At 72.3% G+C, this 22,847-nt stretch carries 23 protein-coding genes; 14 read left to right on the forward strand and 9 right to left on the reverse strand.

Annotated features, from left to right (window positions below; translation table 11 throughout):
* Positions 1–17: 17 nt before the first annotated feature.
* Both ACIP9H_RS13930 and ACIP9H_RS13935 read left to right on the forward strand, forming a co-directional pair.
* Entirely contained in the window at positions 18–731 is a 714-nt protein-coding gene (locus tag ACIP9H_RS13930; protein WP_401959166.1) for a lysoplasmalogenase, read from the forward strand.
* Complete coding sequence (locus tag ACIP9H_RS13935; protein ID WP_401584642.1) at positions 716–1,759, forward strand: zinc-dependent alcohol dehydrogenase family protein; 1,044 nt, start codon at positions 716–718, stop codon at positions 1,757–1,759. Before ACIP9H_RS13930 ends, ACIP9H_RS13935 begins: the two co-directional genes overlap by 16 nt.
* 40 nt (positions 1,760–1,799) lie before the next feature.
* On the opposite strand, the gene ACIP9H_RS13940 is transcribed toward ACIP9H_RS13935, so the two are convergent.
* Positions 1,800–3,335, reverse strand: a complete 1,536-nt coding sequence (locus tag ACIP9H_RS13940) for a S8 family serine peptidase (protein ID WP_401959168.1) — start codon at positions 3,333–3,335, stop codon at positions 1,800–1,802.
* Between the two features lie 282 nt (positions 3,336–3,617).
* Here ACIP9H_RS13940 and ACIP9H_RS13945 point away from each other — a divergent pair, with 282 nt between their 5' ends.
* The 3 genes from ACIP9H_RS13945 to moaA all read left to right on the forward strand — a co-directional run bounded on the left by ACIP9H_RS13945 (position 3,618) and on the right by moaA (position 6,720).
* Entirely contained in the window at positions 3,618–4,001 is a 384-nt protein-coding gene (locus ACIP9H_RS13945) for a DUF485 domain-containing protein (protein WP_401584648.1), read from the forward strand.
* Positions 3,998–5,635: a cation acetate symporter gene (locus ACIP9H_RS13950; RefSeq protein ID WP_401584650.1), complete on the forward strand. Its 1,638-nt coding sequence runs from the start codon at positions 3,998–4,000 to the stop codon at positions 5,633–5,635. The genes ACIP9H_RS13945 and ACIP9H_RS13950 overlap by 4 nt, the downstream gene beginning before the upstream one ends.
* Positions 5,636–5,730: 95 nt before the next feature.
* The gene (gene moaA, locus ACIP9H_RS13955; protein ID WP_401959171.1) at positions 5,731–6,720 is read left to right on the forward strand and encodes a GTP 3',8-cyclase MoaA; all 990 of its coding nucleotides are present in this window, start codon (positions 5,731–5,733) and stop codon (positions 6,718–6,720) included.
* Here moaA and ACIP9H_RS13960 read toward each other — a convergent pair.
* Positions 6,703–6,951, reverse strand: coding sequence for a hypothetical protein (locus ACIP9H_RS13960; protein ID WP_360912384.1), 249 nt, complete (start codon positions 6,949–6,951; stop codon positions 6,703–6,705). The genes moaA and ACIP9H_RS13960 overlap by 18 nt on opposite strands.
* Positions 6,952–7,121: 170 nt before the next feature.
* Positions 7,122–7,484 carry a DUF3099 domain-containing protein gene (locus ACIP9H_RS13965; protein ID WP_401584656.1) on the reverse strand — a complete coding sequence of 121 codons (363 nt, stop codon included), beginning with the start codon at positions 7,482–7,484 and terminating at the stop codon, positions 7,122–7,124.
* 180 nt (positions 7,485–7,664) lie between these two features.
* Between ACIP9H_RS13965 and ACIP9H_RS13970 the strand changes: the two genes are divergently transcribed.
* Positions 7,665–7,946, forward strand: a complete 282-nt coding sequence (locus ACIP9H_RS13970) for a GlsB/YeaQ/YmgE family stress response membrane protein (RefSeq protein ID WP_401584658.1) — start codon at positions 7,665–7,667, stop codon at positions 7,944–7,946.
* Positions 7,947–7,958: 12 nt separating this feature from the next.
* On the opposite strand, the gene ACIP9H_RS13975 is transcribed toward ACIP9H_RS13970, so the two are convergent.
* The 3 genes from ACIP9H_RS13975 to ACIP9H_RS13985 are packed head-to-tail and all read right to left on the reverse strand — an operon-like array spanning position 7,959 to position 11,442.
* The gene (locus ACIP9H_RS13975) at positions 7,959–8,510 is read right to left on the reverse strand and encodes an RNA 2'-phosphotransferase (protein ID WP_401959173.1); all 552 of its coding nucleotides are present in this window, start codon (positions 8,508–8,510) and stop codon (positions 7,959–7,961) included.
* Positions 8,511–8,530: 20 nt separating this feature from the next.
* Positions 8,531–9,922, reverse strand: coding sequence for a metallopeptidase TldD-related protein (locus ACIP9H_RS13980; protein WP_401584664.1), 1,392 nt, complete (start codon positions 9,920–9,922; stop codon positions 8,531–8,533).
* A complete protein-coding gene (locus tag ACIP9H_RS13985; protein ID WP_401959174.1) occupies positions 9,919–11,442 on the reverse strand; it encodes a TldD/PmbA family protein in 1,524 nt (507 codons plus the stop codon). The genes ACIP9H_RS13980 and ACIP9H_RS13985 overlap by 4 nt, the downstream gene beginning before the upstream one ends.
* A gap of 211 nt (positions 11,443–11,653) precedes the next feature.
* On the opposite strand from ACIP9H_RS13985, the gene fabG reads away from it, so the two are divergent.
* From fabG to ACIP9H_RS14000, 3 genes are all read left to right on the forward strand, one after another.
* On the forward strand, positions 11,654–12,358 hold the full coding sequence (gene fabG, locus ACIP9H_RS13990) for a 3-oxoacyl-[acyl-carrier-protein] reductase (RefSeq protein WP_401584669.1): 705 nt from the start codon (positions 11,654–11,656) through the stop codon (positions 12,356–12,358).
* Between the two features lie 2 nt (positions 12,359–12,360).
* Positions 12,361–13,128, forward strand: a complete 768-nt coding sequence (gene fabI / locus ACIP9H_RS13995) for an enoyl-ACP reductase FabI (RefSeq protein ID WP_401584671.1) — start codon at positions 12,361–12,363, stop codon at positions 13,126–13,128.
* Positions 13,129–13,299: 171 nt separating this feature from the next.
* The gene (locus ACIP9H_RS14000; RefSeq protein WP_401959176.1) at positions 13,300–13,632 is read left to right on the forward strand and encodes a hypothetical protein; all 333 of its coding nucleotides are present in this window, start codon (positions 13,300–13,302) and stop codon (positions 13,630–13,632) included.
* Here the strand turns inward: ACIP9H_RS14000 and ACIP9H_RS14005 are convergent.
* On the reverse strand, positions 13,601–14,281 hold the full coding sequence (locus ACIP9H_RS14005; RefSeq protein WP_401584677.1) for a FadR/GntR family transcriptional regulator: 681 nt from the start codon (positions 14,279–14,281) through the stop codon (positions 13,601–13,603). The genes ACIP9H_RS14000 and ACIP9H_RS14005 overlap by 32 nt on opposite strands.
* 43 nt (positions 14,282–14,324) lie before the next feature.
* On the opposite strand from ACIP9H_RS14005, the gene ACIP9H_RS14010 reads away from it, so the two are divergent.
* The 4 genes from ACIP9H_RS14010 to ACIP9H_RS14025 all read left to right on the forward strand — a co-directional run bounded on the left by ACIP9H_RS14010 (position 14,325) and on the right by ACIP9H_RS14025 (position 16,840).
* Complete coding sequence (locus ACIP9H_RS14010) at positions 14,325–15,650, forward strand: CynX/NimT family MFS transporter (RefSeq protein WP_401959178.1); 1,326 nt, start codon at positions 14,325–14,327, stop codon at positions 15,648–15,650.
* A 63-nt stretch (positions 15,651–15,713) separates the two neighbouring features.
* Positions 15,714–15,836: an SGM_5486 family transporter-associated protein gene (locus tag ACIP9H_RS14015; RefSeq protein ID WP_319661286.1), complete on the forward strand. Its 123-nt coding sequence runs from the start codon at positions 15,714–15,716 to the stop codon at positions 15,834–15,836.
* Between the two features lie 169 nt (positions 15,837–16,005).
* A complete protein-coding gene (locus ACIP9H_RS14020; RefSeq protein WP_401584683.1) occupies positions 16,006–16,248 on the forward strand; it encodes a hypothetical protein in 243 nt (80 codons plus the stop codon).
* Between the two features lie 70 nt (positions 16,249–16,318).
* On the forward strand, positions 16,319–16,840 hold the full coding sequence (locus ACIP9H_RS14025; protein WP_401959180.1) for a SixA phosphatase family protein: 522 nt from the start codon (positions 16,319–16,321) through the stop codon (positions 16,838–16,840).
* Between the two features lie 84 nt (positions 16,841–16,924).
* Here the strand turns inward: ACIP9H_RS14025 and serB are convergent, their stop codons facing one another.
* Both serB and ACIP9H_RS14035 read right to left on the reverse strand, forming a co-directional pair.
* Positions 16,925–18,163, reverse strand: coding sequence for a phosphoserine phosphatase SerB (gene serB, locus ACIP9H_RS14030; protein WP_401959182.1), 1,239 nt, complete (start codon positions 18,161–18,163; stop codon positions 16,925–16,927).
* A 70-nt stretch (positions 18,164–18,233) separates the two neighbouring features.
* Positions 18,234–19,979: a streptophobe family protein gene (locus tag ACIP9H_RS14035; RefSeq protein ID WP_401959184.1), complete on the reverse strand. Its 1,746-nt coding sequence runs from the start codon at positions 19,977–19,979 to the stop codon at positions 18,234–18,236.
* Positions 19,980–20,248: 269 nt separating this feature from the next.
* Here ACIP9H_RS14035 and ACIP9H_RS14040 point away from each other — a divergent pair, with 269 nt between their 5' ends.
* The gene (locus ACIP9H_RS14040; RefSeq protein WP_401959185.1) at positions 20,249–22,801 is read left to right on the forward strand and encodes an FHA domain-containing protein; all 2,553 of its coding nucleotides are present in this window, start codon (positions 20,249–20,251) and stop codon (positions 22,799–22,801) included.
* Positions 22,802–22,847: the final 46 nt, after the last annotated feature.

Below are 22,847 nucleotides of genomic sequence, written 5' to 3' on the forward strand. Positions count from 1 at the left end.
GCGCGCACCAGGGAGCCGTGCAAGCTGGGGACTCCTCCCGTCGTGCACCTCGTGCCGCCCGCGCGGCCCTCGTGGTGTTCGCCGCCGTCTGCGCCGTCCACCTGGTGGCGACGGCGTTGCCGTCACAGGGGGCGGGCGTCGTGGAGGACGTCACCAAGGCGCTGCTGATGCCCGCGCTGGCGGCCTGGGCGGCGCTGCGGGGCGGCCCCCGCGTCCTGGTTGCCGCGCTGCTGCTGGGCTGGGCCGGCGACGTGCTCCTGCAGTTCGGCGGGGACACGGCGTTCCTCGCGGGCATGGGCTGCTTCGCGGCCGGCCACGTCTGCTACCTCACACTTCTCACGCGCCGCGGGGCGTTCTCCGTCCCCGCCCGGACCCGCTGGGCGGCGGCCGGCTACACCTTGGTGTGGCTTGCCGCGATCACCGTGCTGTGGTCCGGGCTGCCGTCCGCCCTGCGGGTCCCGGTTGCCGTCTACAGCCTGCTGCTGACGGCGGTCGCGGCCGGCGGCGCGGCACTCGGCACCCCGGCCGCGGCGGCCGGCGGCGCGCTGTTCCTGCTCTCGGACACCCTCATCGCGACCCGGCTGGCCGGGCTCCCGCAGCCGCCCGCCGCCGGATTCTGGATCATGCTCACGTACCTCGCGGCGCAGTTCCTCCTCGCGGCCGGACTGTACGGTGGTACGTCCCCACTCCTCCGCACAGCCAGGACGGCTTCCGTATGCGCGCCACCGTGATCCACGCCCCCCACGACATCCGCGTGGAGGAGGTGCCCGACCCGGTCGTCCGGCAGCCGACGGACGCCGTCGTGCGCGTGGTGCTGGCCTGCATCTGCGGCAGCGACCTGTGGGCCTACCGCGGCGTCGCGTCGCGGCAGCCGGGGCAGCGCATCGGGCACGAGTTCCTCGGCGTGGTGGAGGAGACCGGTTCCGACGTGTCGGGGCTGAAGCGCGGCGACCTGGTGGTGTCCCCGTTCGTCTGGTCCGACGGCGTCTGCGCGTACTGCGCCGACGGCCTCACCACCTCGTGCACCGAGGGCGGCTTCTGGGGCGAGGTCGGCTCCGACGGCGGCCAGGGCGAGGCCGTGCGCGTGCCGTTCGCGGACGCCACCTTGGTGCGGCTGCCCGCCGAGGCGCTGTCCGACGAGCGGCTGCTGACCGCCCTGCTGACCCTCTCCGACGTGCTGGGCACCGGTCACCACGCGGCGGTCGGCGCGGGGGTCCGGCCCGGCTCCACTGTCGCGGTCGTCGGCGACGGCGCGGTGGGCCTGTGCGGCGTGCTGGCCGCGCGGCGGCTCGGCGCCGAGCGCATCATCGCCCTCGGCCGGCACGAGGCGCGCACCGCCATCGCCCGCTCCTTCGGGGCCACCGACGTGGTGGCCGAGCGCGGCGAGGCGGCGGTCGCCGCGGTCCGCGAACTGACCGGCGGCCAGGGCGCCCACGCGGTGATCGAGGCCGTCGGCACCGAGCAGTCCATGCGCACCGCGGTCGCCGTCACGCGCGACGGCGGTGCCATCGGCTATGTCGGCGTCCCCCACGGCAGCGGCACCGGCCTGGACCTGAGCGACATGTTCGACCGCAACATCGCCCTGCACGGCGGCGTCGCCCCTGTGCGCACCTACATCCCCGAGCTGCTGCCGGACGTGCTGGACGGCACTGTGGACCCGTCCGCCGTCTTCGACCTGACGGTCGGTCTGGACGGTGTCCCCGGCGGCTACAAGGCGATGGACGAGCGCACCGCCCTCAAGACCCTGGTGAGGGTCTGAGAGCGGTGCGCCGGCGCCTTGTGCCTCCCCGTCGCCTAGGTCACTCGGTGACGGCGTCCAGGGCGTCCACGATGCCGTGGCCGTAGAAGCTGTTGACGTTCGGCCCGCCGGTGCAGGTGGCGTCCTGCACGCCGTTGCCGTCGGGGTCGTACAGTCCCGTCGGGCAACCCGGGTTGTCGGCCTGCGCCTTGAGCATCTCCTGCAGCTCCTCCGGTGAGGCGTGCCGGTGGGTGCTCTTCAGGAGCGCGGCGACTCCCGCCACGTGCGGCGAGGCCATCGACGTGCCCTGGAGCCAGCCGTAGGTGTTGCCGGGCAGCGTCGACAGGATGCGGCCGTTTCCGGACGGGGTGCCCGGGACCTGGAAGCGGTCACCGCCGGGGGCGGCGACGTCGACCACCCCGAGGCCGTAACTGGAGTAGTACGACTTCAGGTTCCGCACGCCGGTCGCGGAGACGGTGACGACGCCCGGCAGCTGGGTCGGGATGTCCCAGCAGACGTGCGGGTCGACGGTCCGGGTGACCGTGGTGGAGTCGTCGGGGCTGGTGGTGTCGACGATCGCGGTGGAGTCGAGGTCGTGGTTGGAGTTGCCCGCCGAGGCGATGTTCAGCACGCCCTTGTCCTCGGAGTACCGCGCGGCGCGGTCGACGGCGTCGACGATGGCGCGCTGGTCGGGGTCGTCGAGGCAGTTGTAGAGCCACGGGTCGACGTAGTAGCTGTTGTTGGTGATCTCGATGCTGTTCTCGGCGGCGAAGGCGAAGGCGCAGACGACGCTCTCCGGGTAGAAGAGCTGCGTGACGGGGTCGGCCACCTTGATGGAGGCGACGCGCACGCCCGGGGCCACACCGGCGACGCCGATGCCGTTGCGCGCGGCCGCGATCTCACCCGCCACATGGGTGCCGTGGTAGGCGTCGGCGCTGTACGGGCGCCAGGCACCGGGGCTGGTGTCGGCCACGCCGCCCACGCAGTTGGCGGACTGCTTGGCCGAGAAGTTGGCCGCCAGGTCGGGGTGGGTGTCGTCGACGCCGGTGTCGATGACGGCGACGGTGACATGCCGGTCGCCGGGGTCGATCCGCGCCGCCTTGTCGGCGCCGATGGCCGCCAGGTCCCACTGGTCCGCCTCCAGCGGCTCCTGTGCGGGGCCCGCCTTGGACCTGGCCGCGGCGGCCTCGGCCGCCGTGATCCGCTCCGGGGCGCCCAGTTCGGTCGTGGAGGCGGTCGACAGCGCCGCGGTGCGGGTGGCGCCCGCCGACTCCACGCCGCGCACCGTGCGCATGGCGGTGGCGAAGGAGGGGTTCGCCGAGTGGACGACGATCACGCCGATCTTCTTGTACGTCGCGACGATGTCACCGCCGTTGCGGTCCACCGCCTGCTGGACGTCCTTGATGGTCCCGCTGTTGGTCCGGGTGGTGTTGACCACGTACGACAGCACCGGGCCGTCGGCGGCGGCGGTGCCGTCGCCCGGGGCCGTGCCGGCGGCGGCCGCCGAGGCGGCGTTCGGCAGGAACGCGAGAGCACCTGCCAGCACCATGCCGATGGGTATCGCGAGGGCGCGGCGCCGTCCTGGCAGGGGAGCCATGGGATCTCCAATCGTCCGACTGGCCGTCACCGCGGCGGGGTTGCCGCCGGACGGGTACATGACGAGGGAACCTAGCGCCGCCCCGAGCACCCCTTCAATGCGTATGCGAGGAAAGCTCGGATTCCGGTTGGTAAGGACCTGACAATTTTCAACCACCGCCCCCTGTCGAACCCCATGGTCACGCCTTTACCATGCGCGGGTCCGATCTTTGCGTGACGTAGCTCACGTCCGGCTCGCGTCGCGTGCTCGTGCCTGCCCAGCTCCGTCCCCCCAGGAGGCATCGTGGATTCCGCACGACAGTCGGCTACCTCCGGTCCGCCGTCAGCGGCCTCGTACGCCGAGGTGCAGGCGAGCGCGGAGTTCGCCCAACTGCGCCGCTCCCACCGCTCGTTCGCGTTCCCGCTCACCATCGCGTTCATCACCTGGTACCTGCTGTACGTCCTGCTGTCGAACTACGCGGGCGGCTTCATGGACACCAAGGTGGTGGGCCACATCAATGTCGCCCTCGTCTTCGGGCTCGCCCAGTTCGCCACCACCTTCGGCATCGCCCTGTGGTACTCCCGCCACGCGAACGCCAAGCTCGACCCGCACTCCGACGCCATCAAGGCGCGCATGGAGAGCGCTCAGGACACCGGTGAGACCGAGAGCACGGAGGCCTCCGCATGACCGCGCCGCACACCATGGCAGCCCAGGTCCTCGCGGCCGGGGCCGGCGACCACCGGACGCTGATCATCAGCCTCTTCTCGGTGTTCGTCGTGGCGACCCTCGGCATCACCGTCTGGGCCGGACGCCAGACCAAGGACGCCACCGACTTCTACGCCGGCGGCCGCTCCTTCAGCGGTTTCCAGAACGGTCTCGCCATCTCCGGCGACTACATGTCGGCCGCCTCGTTCCTCGGCATCGCCGGCTCCATAGCCCTCGTCGGCTACGACGGCTTCCTGTACTCGATCGGCTTCCTCGTCGCCTGGCTGGTGGCGCTGCTGCTGGTCGCCGAACCGCTGCGCAACTCCGGCCGGTTCACCATGGCCGACGCCCTGGCCTTCCGGCTCCGCCAGCGCCCCGTGCGCACCGCCGCGGGCATCTCGACCATCGTTGTCAGCATCTTCTACCTGCTGGCGCAGATGGTCGGCGCCGGCGCCCTGGTGGCCCTGCTGCTCGGCATCACCGGTGAGGGCCCGCGGCGGCTGATCGTCGTCCTCGTCGGCGTCGTCATGGTGCTGTACGTGACGATCGGCGGCATGAAGGGCACCACCTGGGTGCAGATGGTCAAGGCGGTGCTGCTCATCGGCGGCACCCTGCTGATCACCATCCTGGTCTTCACCAAGTTCCACTGGAACCTGTCCACGCTGCTGGGCGCGGCGGCGGAGAAGAGCGGAAAGGGCTCGGCCTTCCTGGAGCCCGGCCTGAAGTACGGCGTCACCGCGACCTCGAAGATCGACTTCATCTCGCTGGGACTGGCCCTCGTGCTCGGCACCGCGGGACTGCCGCACATCCTGATCCGCTTCTACACCGTCCCCACGGCCCGGGCCGCCCGTACGTCGGTCAACTGGGCGATCGGCATCATCGGCTGCTTCTACCTGATGACCATCGCGCTGGGCTTCGGTGCCGCCGCCCTGCTCACCCCGGAGACCATCACCACCTCCAACGCGGCGGGCAACACCGCGGCCCCCCTGCTGGCCCAGGAGATCGGCGGCGGCGCCGGCTCCACAGGCGGCGCCATCCTCCTCGCGGTGATCTCGGCGGTCGCCTTCGCCACCATCCTGGCCGTGGTCGCGGGGCTCACCCTCGCCTCGTCGTCCTCCTTCGCGCACGACCTGTACGCCAATGTCATCCGCAAGGGGACGGCGAGCGAGAAGGAGGAGATCGCCGCGGCCAAGATCGCGGCGGTCGCCATCGGGGCCGTCGCCATCCTGCTCGGCATCTTCGCGGGGAAGCTCAACATCGCCTTCCTGGTCGCCCTGGCCTTCGCCGTGGCGGCCTCGGCGAACCTGCCGACCCTGCTCTACAGCCTGTTCTGGAAGCGCTTCAACACCAGCGGCGCGCTGTGGAGCATCTACGGCGGCCTGATCACCTCCGTGGTCCTGGTGGTCTTCTCGCCGGTCGTGTCCGGCAAGGCGACCGCGATGTTCCCCGGCGAGGACTTCCACTGGTTCCCGCTGGAGAACCCGGGCATCGTCTCCATCCCCGTCGGTTTCCTGTTCGGCATCCTGGGCACGCTCCTGTCCAAGCCCGAACCCGACGCCGACAGCAAGTACGCGGAGCTCGAGGTCCGCTCCCTCACCGGAGCCGGAGCGCACTGAAACAGACTGTTGAACGTCAGTGCCGTCCCGTAGGCTGCGAAGTAACGGGACGGCACTGCCGTACCACCGACCCCACCGCAGGAGGGAGCCGCGCCGTGCTGCTGGACACCTACGGCCGGATCGCCACCGATCTGCGGGTCTCCCTGACCGACCGGTGCAATCTGCGCTGCACGTACTGCATGCCGGAAGAAGGGCTCCAGTGGCTCGGGAAGCCCGAGCTGCTCACCGACGACGAGATCGTCCGCCTGGTGCGCATCGCCGTCACGCTGCTCGGGGTCGAGGACGTCCGCTTCACCGGCGGCGAGCCCCTGCTGCGCCCCGGGCTCGTCGGCATCGTGGAGCGCTGCGCCGCCCTCGAACCCCGCCCCAGGCTCTCCCTCACCACCAACGGCGTCGGCCTGGAGCGCACCGCCGCCGCCCTGCGGGCTGCCGGACTGAACCGGGTCAACGTCTCCCTCGACACCCTGCGCCCCGAGGTCTTCCAGGAGCTGACCCGCCGCAAGCGCCACCATGACGTCCTGCGCGGCCTGGAGGCCGCCCGGGAGGCCGGGCTGACCCCCGTCAAGGTCAACAGCGTGCTGATGCGCGGGGTCAACGACGACGAGGCCCCCGACCTGCTCGCCTGGGCCCTCGCGCAGGGCTACGAGCTGCGCTTCATCGAGCAGATGCCGCTCGACGCCCAGCACGGCTGGCAGCGGTCCGACATGGTCACCGCCGAGGAGATCCTCGCGAGCCTGGCCACGAAGTTCGCCCTCACCCCCGAATCCGGCGAGGCACGCGGTCACGCCCCCGCCGAACGCTGGCTGGTCGACGGCGGCCCCGCACGGGTCGGGGTCATCGCCTCCGTCACCCGCCCGTTCTGCCGCGCCTGCGACCGCACCCGCCTGACCGCCGACGGCCAGATACGCAACTGCCTGTTCGCCCGCGAGGAGTCGGACCTGCGCGGCGCGCTGCGCTCCGGTGCGTCCGACGAGGAGATCGCCACGTTGTGGAAGGCCGCGATGTGGGGCAAGAAGGCCGGCTCCGGGCTCGACGACCCCGCGTTCCTGCAGCCCGACCGCCCGATGTCAGCGATCGGCGGCTGAGTCCCGTCCGGCCGCCGCTTCCTCCCACTCCTCGAAGCGTACGACGTCCTTGAGGAACCCGCGCACGCCCAGGAACGAGGCCAGGTGCTCGCGGTGCTCCTCGCACGCCAGCCACGTCTTGCGGCGTTCCGGAGTGTGGAGCTTGGGGTTGTTCCAGGCGAGCACCCACACGGCGGGGACCCGGCACCCCTTGGCGGAGCAGATCGGCGATTCGTTGGTCACGAACCCCATCCAAACATGGCGACGCCGGGCAGCCACGGGGGGAGCCGCCCGGCGTCGGTCCGTCGCTCCGACGGGGGATGCGGAGCGCGTACGCAGTATGCCACGCGCAAAGGCCCCCAGTGGAGTGGATCCCCATGATTGATCTGAGCTTTTCCTGAGCTTCCAAGGGCGGAGAAGGCTCAGCCGCGACCGGAGGAAGAGCGTCCGTCCGCTTCCGTCCCGGCCTCCGCGGGACGCCGCTCCCGCCCCGGTCCCAGCGCCGGGGGGACGACCGGCGGCAGGTGCGAGGAGGGCAGGTTGCGGGCGTTCTCCCGGCCCGCGTTGGCGAGCACCACGGCGATGTACGGGAGCACCAGCCCGGCGGCGAGCGCCACCCACGCCAGCGGCGTCCACACGTGCCACAGGACGACGGCCAGGATGAAGGAAACGGTGCGCACGGACATCGAGATGATGTAGCGGCGCTGCCGGGCCCGGACGTCCTCGGTGAGCCCCGCCGCCGTCCCCGTGATCCGGAAGACCCCGGGATCAGTGTGCTTCCGCATCACGTTCCACCGCCCGCTCGAAGTGCCGGAAGCTCCCATTTCCGTACACCTCCACGTTACGCCCCGTGTCCGCCGCATTCGAGAGCGGGGGGCGGCCTGCGGGTGACACCCCGCAACCGCCGTACGGCGTATGGCGGTATCCCGCATGCGACGTACCGGCGGCGCGCAGAGACTGACGGCATGAACTGGGTCTGGGCGATCATCGTCGGCATCGTGCTCGGCTTCCTCGCGAAGCTCCTCCTGCCGGGCAGGCAGGACATCCCCTGGTGGCTCACCGTCATCTGCGGCATCCTCGGCGCGTTCCTCGGGAACGCGGTCTCCGGCTGGCTCGGCGTCAAGCACACCGCGGGCATCGACTGGATCCGGCATGTCCTGCAGATCCTGGGCGCCATCCTCATCGTGGCCGTGGTGACGCCGCTGTGGGGCTCGCTCCGCGGCAGACGGCAACGCACCGCCGTCTGACCCCCCGCCGCCTCAGGCGTGGTGCTGCCGCAGAAACGCGGCCGGCACCCGGTCGGTGAGCCACACGCCGTTGGCGCTCACCCGGAAGACGTGGCCGGTGGCGGCCAGTCCCGCGGCATCCACCTCGAGCACCACGGGACGGCCGTGCCGCGACCCCACGCGCACGGCCGTCTCCACGTCCGCCGACAGGTGCACGTCCTGACGCGTCATCGGGCGCAGCCCCTCGGCCAGCACGATCGGCAGGGTCGTGCTCGCGGTGCCGTGGTAGAGGACGGCCGGCGGCTCGGTGGCGGCCAGACCGAGGTCGACCTCCACCGAGTGGCCCTGGCTGGCCCTGATCCGCCGGCCGTCCTCCGAATACGCGTACCGCTTCTTGTTGTTGTTCGCCACGACGTGGTCCAGGTCGGCACGCGAGAAGCGCCGGCCCGCCTGGGCGGACGCGGCCATCAGCACGTCCACGTCCACCCAGCCCCCCTCGTCGAGGGCGATCCCGATCGAACCCGGATCGTGCCGCAGCACGCGGGCCAGGAACTTCGAGACCTTGACCGTCTGCTTCTCGTCCATCGCCCACCCCTTGTCGCCGGTCAGACCCCCTGGCTGACCGAACTCATGTTGAAGTCCGGGATCCGCATCGCGGGGAACGCGGCCCGGGTGAACCAGTCGCCCCACTCGCGCGGCAGCGTCCGCTCGGTGCGGCCCACCTCGGTGACCCGGCCCAGCAGGTCCACCGGCGACTCGTTGAACCGGAAGTTGTTGACCACGCCGGTCACCTCGCCGCCCTCCACCAGGTAGACCCCGTCGCGGGTCAGCCCGGTCAGCAGCAGGGTGGCCGGGTCCACCTCGCGGATGTACCACAGGCACGTCAGCAGCAGCCCGCGCCCGGTGTCCGCGACCATCTCCTCCAGCGAGCGCTTGCCGCCGCCGTCGAGGATCAGGTTGCCCCCGACCGGCGTCGTCGGAAGGCCGGTCAGCCCCGCGCTGTGCCGGGTCGTGAACAGCCGCCGCAGCACACCCTCGCGGAGCCAGTCGGTCGGCTCGACCGGCAGCCCGTTGTCGAAGACCGACGAGTCGTCACCCGAGGCGTGCGCGATGACGAACGGCGCCGACTCCAGGCCGGGTTCGCGGGGGTCGCTGCGCAGCGTCAGCGGCAGGTCCGACAGCCGCTCGCCGATCCGGGTGCCCCCGCCGGGCTTGCTGAAGACCGTGCGGCCCTCCGCCGCGTCCCGGGCCGCCGCGCTCCACTGCTGGTAGATCACCAGGTCCGCCACCGCCGAGGGCGGCAGCAGCGTCTCGTACCGCCCGGCGGGCAGGTCGATCCGGCGCTCTGCCCAGGCAAGCCGCTGCGCCAGGTCGGCGTCGAGTGCCGCCGGGTCGACGTCGGTGAAGTCGCGGGTGGCCGCGCCGGCCCACGCCGAGCGGGACATGTCCTCGGACTTGGCGTTGATCTCGAGCGTGCCGCTGGGCTGGTCGTGGCGCAGCCGCAGGCCCGTCGAGGTGCCCAGGTAGGTGGAGGTGACGCTGTGCTGGGCGAAGCCGTACAGCCGCCGGCCGCCGGCCCGGGCGACCGCGAAGGACTCGCCGAGCGCCGGGGCGAAGGCCGCGAAGACCTCCGAGCCGGTCTCCGCGGGCGGCTCGGTGAACGAGGCGCTCGCGGGCACTCCCTCGACCAGCGGCTGGGCGTCCTCGGCCGGCCCCGCGTCGCGCGCCGCCGCCTCGGCGGCCCGCACCAGCGGCTCCAGGTCGTCGGCGGTGACCGCGGCCCGCGACACCACGCCCGAGGCGGTGCCCTGCGCGCCGTTCACGGTCGCGATCACCGTGAGGGTGCGGCCGCGGGTCACGCCGTTGGTGGTCAGGGCGTTGCCCGCCCAGCGCAGGTTGGCCGAGGAGTCCTCGTCGGCGATGACCACGCAGCCGTCCGTACGGGACAGCTCCAGGGCCCGCTCGACGATCTCGTGGGGCTTGGAGAGGGTGCTCATCGACCGGCCTCCTGCGTGGTGTTGAGGATGTTCACGCCGCGGAAGAGCGCGGACGGGCAGCCGTGCGAGACGGCGGCGACCTGGCCCGGCTGGGCCTTGCCGCAGTTGAAGGCGCCACCGAGGACGTAGGTCTGCGGACCGCCGACGGCCTCCATGGAGCCCCAGAAGTCGGTGGTCGTCGCCTGGTAGGCGACATCGCGCAGCTGGCCGGCCAGTTCGCCGTTCTCGATCCTGAAGAAGCGCTGCCCGGTGAACTGGAAGTTGTAGCGCTGCATGTCGATGGACCACGAGCGGTCGCCGACGATGTAGATCCCGCGCTCCACGCCGCCGATCAGCTCCCGCGTCGACGGGCCGTCCGGAGCGGGCTGCAGCGACACGTTCGCCATCCGCTGCACCGGCACATGGCCGGGGGAGTCGGCGTAGGCGCAGCCGTTGGAGCGCTCGAAACCGGTCAGCCGGGCGATGCGGCGGTCCAGCTGGTAGCCGACCAGGACGCCGTCCTTGATCAGGTCCCAGGACTGGCCGGCGACGCCCTCGTCGTCGTAGCCGACGGTCGCCAGGCCGTGCTCGGCGGTGCGGTCGCCGGTGACGTTCATGAGCGCGGAGCCGTACTGCAGCTTGCCGAGCTGGTCGAAGGTGGCGAAGGAGGTGCCGGCGTAGGCGGCCTCGTAGCCCAGCGCGCGGTCCAGCTCGGTGGCGTGGCCGATCGACTCGTGGATGGTCAGCCAGAGGTTGGACGGGTCGACCACCACGTCGTACGCGCCCGCCTCCACCGAGGGGGCCGCCATCTTCTCGGCGAGCAGCTCCGGGATCTCCGCGAGCTCCGCGTCCCAGTCCCAGCCCGTGCCGGTCAGGTACTCCCAGCCGCGGCCGGCCGGCGGGGCCAGGGTGCGCATGGAGTCGAACTCGCCGGAGCCCGGGTCCACCGCGACGGCGGTCAGCTGGGGGTGCACCCGCACCCGCTGCTGGGTCGTGGTCGTGCCCCACGTGTCGGCGTAGAACTTGTTCTCGTGGACGGTCATGAGGGAGGCGTCGACGTGCGACACGCCCGGGGCCGCCAGCAGTCTGCCGCTCCACTCGGCCAGCAGAGCGGTCTTGTCGGCATCGGGCACATCGAACGGGTCGACCTCGTACGCCGAGACCCAGAGCTTGTCCGCGTGCACCGGCTCCGGCGCGAGCTGCACACGCTCGTCCGAGCCCGCCGCGGCGATCACCTTCGCGGACAGCTTCGCCATGGCGACCGCCTGGCCGGCCACCCGCGCCGCGGCGTCCATCGTCAGGTCCACCCCGGAGGCGAAACCCCAGGCCCCGCCGTGCACCACGCGCACCGCGTAGCCCATGTCCGTCGTGTCCGAGGATCCGGACGGTCTGCCGTCGCGCAGCCGCCAGGCCGCGCCGCGCACCCGCTCGAAGCGGAAGTCCGCGTGCTCCGCGCCCAGCGCGCGGGCGCGTGCCAGCGCGGCGTCGGCCAGCGCCCTCAGCGGCAGCGCCAGAAATGACTGATCGACCTCATGGGGCACGACGGCCTCCCCTTCTGCCCGATGCCTCAACGTCGGTGTGCGTCATGTGCTCCGCAGTGAATCATGCCCCTCCGACACCGCCCCCGCCTGCCCTTTTCTGTAGGGACTCGACAGCGACGCGCACAGGCCCCTGTCGGGGGTCGATTCTCCGTACCGCCGCGTAGGCAGATAGTTTTTCGGTGTACAAGACCACTATGGAAAGGGTGATCCGTTGAGCCGCTCGGTTCTCGTCACCGGAGGAAACCGGGGCATCGGCCTCGCCATCGCCCGGGCCTTCGCCGACGCCGGTGACCAGGTCGCCATCACCTACCGCTCGGGCGAGCCGCCGGCCGGCTTCCTCGCCGTCCGGTGCGACATCACGGATCCCGAGCAGGTCGAGCAGGCCTACAAGGAGATCGAGGAGAAGCACGGTCCCGTCCAGGTGCTGGTGGCCAACGCCGGCGTCACCCGTGACCAGCTGCTGCTGCGCATGTCGGAGGAGGACTTCACCTCCGTCATCGACACCAACCTCACCGGCACCTTCCGCATGGTCAAGCGTGCCTCGAAGGCGATGCTGCGCGCCCGCAAGGGCCGCGTCGTGCTGATCTCCTCGGTGGTGGGCCTGACGGGTCAGGCGGGGCAGGCGAACTACGCCGCCTCCAAGGCCGGCCTGGTGGGCTTCGCCCGCTCCCTCGCCCGCGAGCTCGGCTCGCGCAACATCACCGTCAACGTCGTCGCCCCCGGCTTCGTCGACACCGACATGACCCGCGTGCTCACCGAGGAGCAGCGCAAGGGCATCGTCGGCCAGGTCCCGCTGGGCCGGTACGCGGAGCCCGAGGAGATCGCCGCCTCGGTCCGCTTCCTCGCCTCCGACGAGGCCGCATACATCACTGGAGCCGTCATTCCCGTGGACGGCGGATTGGGCATGGGTCACTGAGCATGAGCGGAATCCTCGCCGGCAAGCGCGTCCTCATCACGGGCGTGCTGATGGAGTCCTCCATCGCCTTCCACACCGCCCGGCTCGCCCAGGAGCAGGGTGCCGAGATCATCCTCACGGCGTTCCCGCGGCCCACGCTCACCGAGCGCATCGCCAAGAAGCTGCCCAGGCCCGTCAAGGTCATCGAGCTCGACGTCACCAACCAGGAGCACCTGGGGTCCCTGGCGGACGTGGTGCGCGAGGAGCTCGGCGGCCTGGACGGCGTGGTCCACTCCATCGGCTTCGCGCCGCAGGACGCGCTCGGCGGCAACTTCCTCAACACCCCGTTCGAGTCCGTCGCCACCGCCATGCACGTCTCCGCGTACTCGCTGAAGGCGCTCACCATGGCGTGCCTGCCGCTGATGCAGGAGGGCGGCTCGGTCGTCGGCCTCACCTTCGACGCGCAGTACGCCTGGCCGCAGTACGACTGGATGGGCCCGGCCAAGGCCGCGCTGGAGGCGACCTCGCGCTACATCGCGCGCGACCTCGGCAAGCAGAACATCCGCTGCAACCTGATCTCGGCGGGTCCGATCGGCTCCATGGCCGCGAAGTCCATCCCGGGCTTCGGCGAGCTCGCGGACGTGTGGAACCACCGTTCCCCCCTGGAGTGGGACGTGGCCGACCCGGAGCCGGCCGGCCGCGGTGTCGTGGCGCTGCTCAGCGACTGGTTCCCCAAGACCACGGGCGAGATCGTGCACGTCGACGGCGGCCTGCACGCGATCGGCGCCTGACGCCGCTCTCCCGTCGCCCGCGTTCTTCGTACGGCCCCGGTACCGCCTTCGGGCGGGCCGGGGCCGTACGCGCGTTCGGGACCGGTGTCCCCCGTCCGGCCCAGCCGGCCGGGTGCGGCCCGCTGCACGCCGCCACCATGGGGTTCGGGGCGAGCGGAGGGAGGGCGGATCGTGGGTGTGCGCTTCTACGCGGTGGCGGCCGCGGCGGCGGCCTCGGTGGTCGCGGGCCCGGCGGCCGCGGCCAGGGCGGCTTCCCAGGCGCCCGCGGACACCGAGTGCCGTACCTCGGTGCAGGGCAGCGAGGGGGTGGCGGTCTGCTTCAACCCCGATCCCGACCTGGACCACGTGCAGCTGCACATCGAGTGCGTCCAGTGGTGGGACCCGGACGTGGACGGCCCCCAGGTCCCGATCGGCCCCGCGGAGACGGTGACGCTGAGCGACCGGTGCTGGGAGGAGATACGCAGCGTCTGGGTCACCCGTCTGCCGGACGGAAACGGCAGCTGAAGGCGTGGCCCGCGGCCTCCTCCGAGGCCGTCATCGCGTCGCCCTGCCGGATCGCCTCCACCAGCCGGGAGTGGTCCACGTACGTCTCGGCGCTCAGGTCCTCGCCGATGTCGGCGCGGAGGAACTCACGCAGCACCTCGCCCAGGTCGGCGTACAGCTCGGCGATGACCTCGTTGTGCGAGGCCGCCACGACCGACAGGTGCAGGGCCGCGTCGGCGTCCACGAACACGTCGGCGCGACCGGCGGACCAGGCGCGCTCGCGCCGTGCGAGGGCCGCGTCCAGCTGCCTGAGGTCGCGGTCGGTGCGCCGTGAGGCCGCCAGCGACGCGGCGGACGCCTCCAGGGCGCTGCGCAGCTCGGCGACATGCCGCGGGTCGGCGTCGGCGAAGCGGCGGTGCATGACGCCGGCCATCTCGCTCGTCGCCAGCACATAGGTGCCCGATCCCTGGCGGATGTCGAGCAGACCGTTGTGGGCCAGGGCCCGGACGGCCTCGCGGACCGTGTTTCGCGCCACACCGAGCTGCTCGACGAGCTGCGTCTCGGTGGGGATGCGCGAGCCCACCGGCCACTCGCCAGAGGTGATCTGGGCGCGCAGTTGCGTGATCACCTGGTCGGCGAGCACGGACCGCCGGGGCGAGGTCAAGGGCATGGACCCTCCTCAATATTCATCCCATCATTCTATGATGGCCCGCATGCGTGACGACGAAGCCACAACGATCGACCCTGCCACGGCAGGACCGACCCTGCCCGCACAGACGTCTGCCGCTCCGCAGAGCATGACGCACACGCGCGCCCGTACCCGCGTTTTCGTCGCCGTTGCGCTGGTCCTTGCCGCGCTCAACCTGCGGCCGGCCATCACGAGCCTCGGCGCGCTCCTGGAGGAGGTCCGCGACGGGCTCGGCATGAGCGGGACCGTCGCCGGACTGCTCACCTCCGTGCCCGCCCTGTGCTTCGCCCTCTTCGGCGTCGCGGCGCCGCGCCTGGCCCGCCGCCGCGGCCCCGGCGCCGTGGTCTGCGGGGGACTGGCCGCCATCGCCCTCGGGCTCGCCCTGCGCCCGTTCGCCGGAGGCACGGCCGTATTCCTCGCCACCAGCGCCCTGGCGCTGGCCGGCATAGCCGTCGGCAACGTCCTGATGCCCGTGGTCGTCAAGCGCTACTTCCCGGACCGCGTGGGCACCATGACCGGCCTGTACTCGATGGCGCTCTCCCTGGGCACCGCCCTGGCCGCCGCGGCCACCGTCCCGGGGACCCGCGCCCTGGGCGGCAGCTGGCGCGCCGGCCTCGGTGTCTGGGCGGTCGTCGCGGTCGTGGCCGTCGTGCCCTGGCTCGCCCTGGTGCGCGACCGCAGTGGCGCGGGCACCGGTGCCGCGCCCGTGCCGGTCGCCGAGGCGCCGGTCCCCGCAGGGCCGCTCCCTGCGGCGCCCGCCCCTGCCGCGGCCGGCCGCATCACCCGCAGCCGTACCGCCTGGGCACTGGCGGTGTACTTCGGGCTCCAGGCCACCGGCGCGTACATCACCATGGGCTGGCTGCCGCAGATCTTCCGCGACGCGGGGATCTCGGCGTCCACGGCCGGGGTGCTGCTCGCCGTCACCATGGTGATGGGTGTGCCGCTGTCCTTCGTGCTGCCCGCGGTCGCGGGGCGGATGCGGCACCAGGGCGGACTGGCCGTGGGCCTCGGCCTGTTCGGGTTCGCCGGGTACGGCGGACTGTGGCTCGCGCCCGCCGCCGCGCCCTGGGTGTGGGCGGTGCTGCTCGGGATCTCCAACTGCTCGTTCCCGCTCGCCCTCACCATGATCGGGATGCGTTCGCGCACCGGCGCGGGCGTGGTGCGGCTGTCGGCCTTCACACAGTGCACCGGTTACCTGATCTCCATCCCGGGCCCGATCCTGGTCGGCGTCCTCTACCAGCACAGCGGCGGCTGGGACCTGCCCGTGGCCTTCATGCTCGCCCTCCTGCTGCCGCAGATCGCCGCGGGCCTGATGGCCGGCCGCGACCGGTCCGTGGAGGACGAACTCTGACGGATCCGGCGTCCCGGGCGACCCGGATGCGGGCCCGCCGCGGGCCGGTGCGAGACTGGGCCCATGCCCGTGCTCGAGCCCAACCCCCCGCAGCCGCAGAAGAAGCTCCTGATCATCTTCGGCCTCATGCTCGCCGTCCCCGCCCTCGTCGCGGTGATCGCCACCATCGGCGCCAAGTTCGGCTGACCCCGGCTCCCGGCCTTCGGTTCGGGGCCGGGGGTAGGGACAACCCCACCTCCCCTAGGGGGCCAGGGTCAGGGTCAAGTGGGTGGGCCACCCGATGGGCCGGCGGTCCGCGGTTCCGTAGCGTCGTGGTGCAAGGTCAACCAGCACCCCGCACCTCGGAGGCGGTCCCGTGTCCACGCAGGCTGTTCCTTCGCGCACCCCGCGCCCCCGCACCGCTCGTGCCGCGGCGCCCGGCGCCGCGCAGACGCGCCTGCCCTGGTGGGCGGTCGCGCTGCCCGCCCTCGCCTTTGCCGCGCTGCTCGCCTTCGCCGCCGGACCCGGTGCCGCGGACGCCTCGGCCGCGGAACCCGCAGCGCGCCTGTTCACCCGGCTCGCCGAGGTGCTCCCGGCATTGCTGCAACACCTGCTGTAACCTCCGCACGCCGTCCGCGATCCGGGCCGCTCCCGCGCCTGCCGGGCGGTTTTCTGGAAAGCTGAGGGTCATGAGCGCAGCTGCATCGCCCCGCCGGATCGTCCTGCTCCGGCACGCCAAGGCCGATTGGCCCGCCGTTCCCGATCACGAGCGGCCGCTGGCCGACCGTGGGCGCAAGGAGGCGCCGGTCGCCGGCCGCAGGCTCATGGAGCTGGACATCCCGTTCGACCTGACCCTCTGCTCCTCGGCCGTCCGCACCCGCGAGACGTGGAAGCTCGTCGCCCACGAACTTCCGCACCGCCCCCGGACCGTCTACGAGGAGCGGCTGTACGACGCCACCCTCGGAGACCTGCTCGCACTGCTCAACGAGACCCCCGAGGACGTCGACGACCTGCTGCTGGTGGGCCACAACCCGGGTGTCCACGCCCTCGCCGACGCCCTCGCCGGCACCAGCGAGGGGGACGCCCTCGCGCGGATCCACCGCACCGGCTTCCCCACCGCGGCGATCGCCGTGATCACCTTCACCGGTCCCTGGAAGACGGTGGAGCACGGCGTGGGGCGCCTGGCCGAGTTCTGGTCCCCGCACGACTGAGCGCTCTCCGCGGACACCGGCGACGGGCCCCGGGCGGTACGCACACCCGCCGGGCCCGGCGCGGCGGGCCCGCACGGCAGGCGGCTAGGCGTCCATCGCGCCGTCGAGCGCGTCGGCCGCCTCGACCTCTTCGCGCGTGATGCCCAGCAGATAGAGCACGGTGTCCAGGAACGGCACATTGACCGCGGCGTCGGCCGCCTCCCGCACCACCGGCTTGGCGTTGAACGCAACACCGAGCCCCGCGGCGTTGAGCATGTCGAGGTCGTTCGCCCCGTCGCCGATCGCCACGGTCTGGTCCAGGGGCACCCCGGCCTCCGCCGCGAAGCGCCGCAGCAGCCGGGCCTTGCCCGCACGGTCCACGATCTCCCCGACCACGCGCCCGGTGAGCCGGCCGTCGACGATCTCCAAGGTGTTGGCGGCCGCGAAGTCCAGCCCCAGCCGCTCCTTGAGGTCGTCCGTGACCTGAGTGAAGCCGCCCGAGACGACGCCGACCTGGTAGCCCAGGCGTTTGAGCGTGCGGATCAGGGTGCGGGCGCCGGCCGTCAGCCGGACCTCCTGGCGCACCTTGTCCACCACGGACGCGTCCAGCCCCGCCAGCAGCGCCACCCGCGCGTGCAGTGACTGCTCGAAGTCCAGCTCGCCCCGCATCGCCCGTGCCGTCACCTCGGCGACCTCCTCCTCGCAGCCGGCGTGCGCCGCGAAGAGCTCGATCACCTCGTCCTGGATGACGGTGGAGTCCACGTCCATGACCACCAGCCGCCGGGCCCTGCGCTGCAGCCCCGACGACACCACCGCCACGTCCACGCCGCGCTGGTGCGCCTCCAGGGCGAGCACCGGGCGCAGCGCGTCCGTCGCGACCCCCGACACCGCGAACTCCACAGCCGTCACCGGGTACTTCGCGAGGCGGAAGATACGGTCGATGTTGCCGCCCACCGCGGTGATGCGGGTCGCTATGGCCGCCGTCGACTCCGCGGTGAGCGGGTGCCCGAGCACGGTCACATGGGAGCGGCCCTCACCGCGCGGCCGGTTGTCGCCGATACCGGAGATGATCTCGGCCTGCAGCCGCACCGACTCGGCCCAGGAGTGCACCGTCGCCCGCAGCGCGCCCTCCACACCCGGCCCGGTGGGCGCGGTGACCAGCGCGCAGAGCACGATGCGGCCACGGGTGACGACCTGCTCGATGTCGACCACGTCCACCTGGAAGCCGGCCAGGGTCTCGAAGAGCCCGGCGGTGAGACCCGGCCGGTCCTTGCCGAAGATCTTGACCAGGAGGGTCGGCACGTTGACGGCGGGGGTGGTGATCGCCTGCGATGCGTCGTTCATGGTGACACCACCGTATCGGGCTGCCGGACCCGCACGGAGACGCGTTCCGCCTGCCGGACAGTGCCCGTGGTCAGCGGCGCTGTCCCGGCGCGCCGGGCGGCGGCGGATTCTGCGGGGGCGGCCCCGGCGGCCGGCCCGGAGGCGGCCCGGGCGGCGGTGGCAGTGGCATCCCGGTGACCGTGCGCGCCGAGTGCGGGGCGTCGGAGGGAGGCGACTGCTTGTACGGGTTGGGCTCCTCCTCGTGCGGCTGGTAGCCGGGGCTGGGGAGGTAGGGGCCGGGCTCGTAGGCGATGCCCGGATAGGTGCGCCCGGAGTCCTGCGGGCCCATGGGCGCGGGGGCCGCCGGCTGCGCCGGCACCGGACGCGCTCCGGCGGGGCTGTGTTCCGTCGGACCTGTCGGACCTGTCGGAGCTGTCGGACCCGTGGGCACGCAAGGCGACACCCTGCGCCCGGCTGTGCCCGTCGCCAGTGCCAGCAGCGCCCCCGTCCCACCTGCCGCGGCGCCCCAGGCCGCGCCAAGGAGCAGCGCGAGCGGCATGCTGCCGTGCAGGTCGATCCCGGCACCCACGGCGTCGAAGCCGAACACCGACAGTCCCGCGTCCACCGAGACGCCGGTGAGCAGCACCAGCAGCGGGAAGGCGAGCCCCGTGACCGCTCCGAGGCTCAGCGCGCACCGCCCCGCGTACCCCGCCCGCGACAGGCCCCGCAAGGGCGTGCGGGCCGCGGCCAGCGCCCCTGCCGCCAGCATCATCAGCGCGACGGCCACCGTCAGCAGCCAGACCCGGTGGTCGAGTTCGGCCAGGCGCCCCATGGTCACCGGTTCCTTGGCCCCGGCCGTCAGCAACCGGTCGAGGGGGTCGGGCAGCACCTTGGCGAGCTCCCCGGTGGCCGTGCCCTTCCAGGGGACGAACAACCCCAGGGGCACCGCCAGCCAGACCCCGTTGGGCGCGCCGAGGAGCGCCGCGCCGGCGATCCGCTTGGGGTCGTCCCCGGTGGCCGCCGCGTAGCCGGCCGCTGCGCACCCCGCGACCACGGCCAGTAGCAGCACCCAGCGCAGCGCCGAGGCCGCCGGGCGTACGACCGTGTGCACTGCCTCCAGGCCGGGCGGCAGCGGTGTGCGCCGCGAGGCGAGCAGCGACAGCAGCAGCACGGCCAGCACCCACAGCAGACCACCCAGCAGGGAGCGGCCGGTGTCCACGTGGAAGCTCACCGACGCCTTGGCGTCGATGAGGTCCTGCAGCCCGTCGCCCAGCCCGCCGCCGATGTCGCCGATCCCCGGCAGCTGGTCGATCAGCCCGCCGCCCCCGCCGGAGCCCTTGCCGGCGCCCAGTGCCGCCCCGTCGATGGCGATGGTGTCCTCGCCCGCCCAGCCCAGGACGCCGAGGAGCACCACGAACAGGACCGCCACCGTCCCGGCGCGCGCCAGGAGTTCGCCGGCCGGGACCGTGACGCCCGCCCCGCGCAGCGAGCGCAGGAAGACCCAGGCCAGGAGCAGCGCCCCGACCAGTCCCACCCCGAGCGGCATGATGTCGATCGCGCCTGCCGCGCCCGCCCCGTCGAGCCCGAACACCGCGACGTCCCCGGACGGGCTCACCTTGCCGCCCACCGCCATGGCCACCACCGCGGCCGTCATCGGCCCGAGCGAGCCCGCGGTGTCCGCCCCGAGCAGATGGAGCCCGAGCGCCGCCACGCCCACCATCGCCAGGTACGCCCAGCTGACGGCCGCGATCGCGGACAGCAGGACGCTGCCCCAGGGGATCGGCCGCGGCGGCTGCCGGGGCGCGGCGGATGGTGGTGTGGAGGTGTACGTCGTCATGCCCGCCCCCGAGGTGTCGCGTCCGGACCGCCTGTGCTGCCTGCGATGCCCATGCCCCGGTCCGTCATGATCCGCACGGTTCCCGGGCGGTTACCACTCTCCGGTGGTGTTTCGGCGGCGTCAACGGATTCCCGGCAGCCCGTCCACATCGTTGAGGCAGGAGGGGATTCCCGCCGGGCGGTCGTGCCGGGAACAGTTCCTCCCGGTGCCCGCAATCCCTAGACTCCCCTCATGGGGGAAACCCGGGGGACGACTTTGTGGGGCTTGGGGTGCCTGAACTCGTACTGGAACTGAACGGTCGCACCTGGACGCTTGATCCGTCCCGGTCGTACAGCCTCGGCCGGGACCCGCAGTCGGACGTGGTCCTGGACGACGCCAGGGTCTCCTGGCGGCACGCCACGATCCGGCGCGGGGAGGGCGGTTGGGTCCTGGAGGACCTCGGCAGCACGAACGGCACCTATGTGCAGGGCCAGCGTGTCCACGCCCACGAGGTCGCCGCCGGCGCCACCGTCAACCTCGGCAACGCCAACGACGGCCCGCAACTGCTCTTCAGCGGCGGCCGGTCCGCGGGCGGTGACATCTACAGCGCCGAGACCGCGCTCGCCCAGCCGCAGCAGGGCCGCCAGTCGGGCCCCGCCGTGCAGAAGGCGCCGGAACGGGGCGCGTCGGCGCCGCAGAACGGCTGGAACGGCAACGGCTCGCAGCCGCACGTGCCGCAGCCCGCCCACGGCGGCCAGGCGCCGCGGCCGCGCATCCCGGCCCCCCAGGGGCCCTCCGGCGGGATCGGCTCGGCCCCGCCCGTCTACGGCGACCGCAGCCCGACCACCTTCCACCACCTGGTGCTCGGCCGCGTGATGAAGATCGGCCGCGCCCTGGAGAACGACCTCGTCGTCTCCGACCTCCAGGTCTCCCGGTTCCACGCGGAGTTCCGCGCCCACCCGGACGGCCGCTACGAGATCGTCGACCTCGGCAGCCACAACGGCACCTATGTCAACGGCCAGCCGATCCAGCGTCACCTGCTGGGCCCCAACGACATCGTGGGCGTCGGCCACTCCACCTTCCGGCTCGTCGGCGACCAGCTCGAGGAGTTCGTCGACACCGGCGAGATCTCCTTCTCCGCGCGCCGGCTCACGGTGACGGTCCCTCAGGGCAGCGGCACCAAGAAGATCCTCAACGACGTCTCCTTCGGCGTCCCCGAGAAGTCGCTCGTCGCCGTCATCGGCCCCTCAGGGTCCGGCAAGTCGACGCTGCTGCGCGCGCTGACCGGCTACCGGCCGGCCGACGAGGGGGAGGTGCTCTACGACAGCCGCAACCTGTACAAGCAGTTCGCCGAGCTGCGGCAGCGCATCGGGCTGGTCCCGCAGGACGACATCCTGCACAAGGAGCTGACGATCCGCAAAGCCCTGCGCTACGCGGCCAAGCTCCGCTTCCCCGGCGACACCAAGGCCGCCGAGCGCGAGGCCCGCATCGACGAGGTGCTGCGCGAGCTGAAGCTCGACGTGCACGCGGACAAGCGCGTCACCTCGCTCTCCGGCGGCCAGCGCAAGCGCGTCTCGGTCGCCCTGGAACTGCTCACCAAGCCCTCGCTGATCTTCCTGGACGAGCCCACCTCCGGCCTCGACCCGGGCATGGACCGCGACGTGATGAAGCTGCTGCGGGGCCTGGCCGACGACGGCCGCACCGTGCTCGTGGTCACCCACTCCGTGGCCGAACTGGCCCTGTGCGACAAGCTGCTGGTGATGGCGCCCGGCGGCGCCGTGGCGTACTTCGGGCCGCCCGAGGAGGCGCTGAACTTCTTCGGCTACGAGACCTGGGCCGATGTCTTCTCCGCCTTCGAGAGCTACCGCGACTACGACTGGTCCGGACGCTGGCACGGCTCGCAGCACTACCAGATCTACGCCGCGGACCTGGACGCGGTCGCCCCGCAGTCCGTCGGCGTCGCCCCGCAGCAGACCAAGCCGCCCAAGCCGCAGGGCTGGGTGCCGCAGTTCTTCACCCTCGTCCGCCGCTATCTGTCGGTGATCGCCTCCGACAGGGGCTACATGGGGCTGATGATCCTGCTGCCGGCCGTCCTCGGCCTGGTGAGCGCCGTCATCCCCGCGAAGTACGGCCTGACCCTCCCCGGCGAGCCGGGCAAGTTCAACACCGACGCGGGCACCGTCCTGCTGATCATCGCCGTGGGCGCCTGCTTCTCGGGAGCCGCCAACTCGGTCCGCGAACTGATCAAGGAGCGGGTGATCTACGAACGGGAACGTGCGACGGGCCTGTCCCGTTCGGCGTACCTGTTCTCCAAGGTCTTCGTCCTCGGTCTGGTCAGCGCCCTGCAGGGCGTCATCATCTGCGCCATCGGCCTGTCGGCGCGGAAGCTGCCCGACGAGGGCCTGGTCGTCAAGGGCTTCCCCGCGGCCGAGGTCGCCTTGGCGGTCATCGCCCTGGGCTTCACCTCGATGATGTTCGGCCTGGTCATCTCCTCGCTGGTGAGGACCGCCGAGATGACCATGCCGCTGCTGGTGATGTTCTCGATCGTCCAGGTCGTCTTCACCGGCGTGCTCTTCCAGATCTTCGGCACCGTCGGCCTGGAGCAGTTCGCCTGGCTGATGCCCTCCCGCTGGGCCGTCGGCGCCATCGGCGCCACCCTCGACCTCGCTCACCTGATGCCGCCGTGGGACCCGGCCAAGCCCGACAACCTGGACCCGCTGTGGGAGCACTCGGCCGCACAATGGGGCACCGACATGGGCATCCTGCTCGGCATCGGCCTGGTGTGCGGCTTCCTCGTCCTGAGGCTGCTGCGGCGCCACGAGCCCGAGGTCATGCGCAAGTAAGGCGCACAGGGTCTCGCGCACTTCGCTGCCGCGCACAAGGGCGGCG

Origin of the sequence: Streptomyces sp. NPDC088732, assembly GCF_044751205.1 — a bacterium.
Lineage (GTDB): Bacteria > Actinomycetota > Actinomycetes > Streptomycetales > Streptomycetaceae > Actinacidiphila.

Bases quoted from the DNA above. Each gene is read 5' to 3' on its own strand.
- ACIP9H_RS13935 (WP_401584642.1), top strand. From the start codon at position 716: ATGCGCGCCACCGTGATCCACGCCCCCCACGACATCCGCGTGGAGGAG.
- ACIP9H_RS13940 (WP_401959168.1), bottom strand. From the start codon at position 3,335: ATGGCTCCCCTGCCAGGACGGCGCCGCGCCCTCGCGATACCCATCGGC.
- ACIP9H_RS13950 (WP_401584650.1), top strand. From the start codon at position 3,998: ATGACCGCGCCGCACACCATGGCAGCCCAGGTCCTCGCGGCCGGGGCC.
- ACIP9H_RS13960 (WP_360912384.1), bottom strand. From the start codon at position 6,951: ATGGGGTTCGTGACCAACGAATCGCCGATCTGCTCCGCCAAGGGGTGC.
- ACIP9H_RS13965 (WP_401584656.1), bottom strand. From the start codon at position 7,484: ATGCGGAAGCACACTGATCCCGGGGTCTTCCGGATCACGGGGACGGCG.
- ACIP9H_RS13970 (WP_401584658.1), top strand. From the start codon at position 7,665: ATGAACTGGGTCTGGGCGATCATCGTCGGCATCGTGCTCGGCTTCCTC.
- ACIP9H_RS13975 (WP_401959173.1), bottom strand. From the start codon at position 8,510: ATGGACGAGAAGCAGACGGTCAAGGTCTCGAAGTTCCTGGCCCGCGTG.
- ACIP9H_RS13980 (WP_401584664.1), bottom strand. From the start codon at position 9,922: ATGAGCACCCTCTCCAAGCCCCACGAGATCGTCGAGCGGGCCCTGGAG.
- fabI (WP_401584671.1), top strand. From the start codon at position 12,361: ATGAGCGGAATCCTCGCCGGCAAGCGCGTCCTCATCACGGGCGTGCTG.
- ACIP9H_RS14005 (WP_401584677.1), bottom strand. From the start codon at position 14,281: ATGCCCTTGACCTCGCCCCGGCGGTCCGTGCTCGCCGACCAGGTGATC.
- ACIP9H_RS14010 (WP_401959178.1), top strand. From the start codon at position 14,325: ATGCGTGACGACGAAGCCACAACGATCGACCCTGCCACGGCAGGACCG.
- ACIP9H_RS14015 (WP_319661286.1), top strand. From the start codon at position 15,714: ATGCCCGTGCTCGAGCCCAACCCCCCGCAGCCGCAGAAGAAGCTCCTG.
- ACIP9H_RS14025 (WP_401959180.1), top strand. From the start codon at position 16,319: ATGAGCGCAGCTGCATCGCCCCGCCGGATCGTCCTGCTCCGGCACGCC.
- serB (WP_401959182.1), bottom strand. From the start codon at position 18,163: ATGAACGACGCATCGCAGGCGATCACCACCCCCGCCGTCAACGTGCCG.
- ACIP9H_RS14035 (WP_401959184.1), bottom strand. From the start codon at position 19,979: ATGACGACGTACACCTCCACACCACCATCCGCCGCGCCCCGGCAGCCG.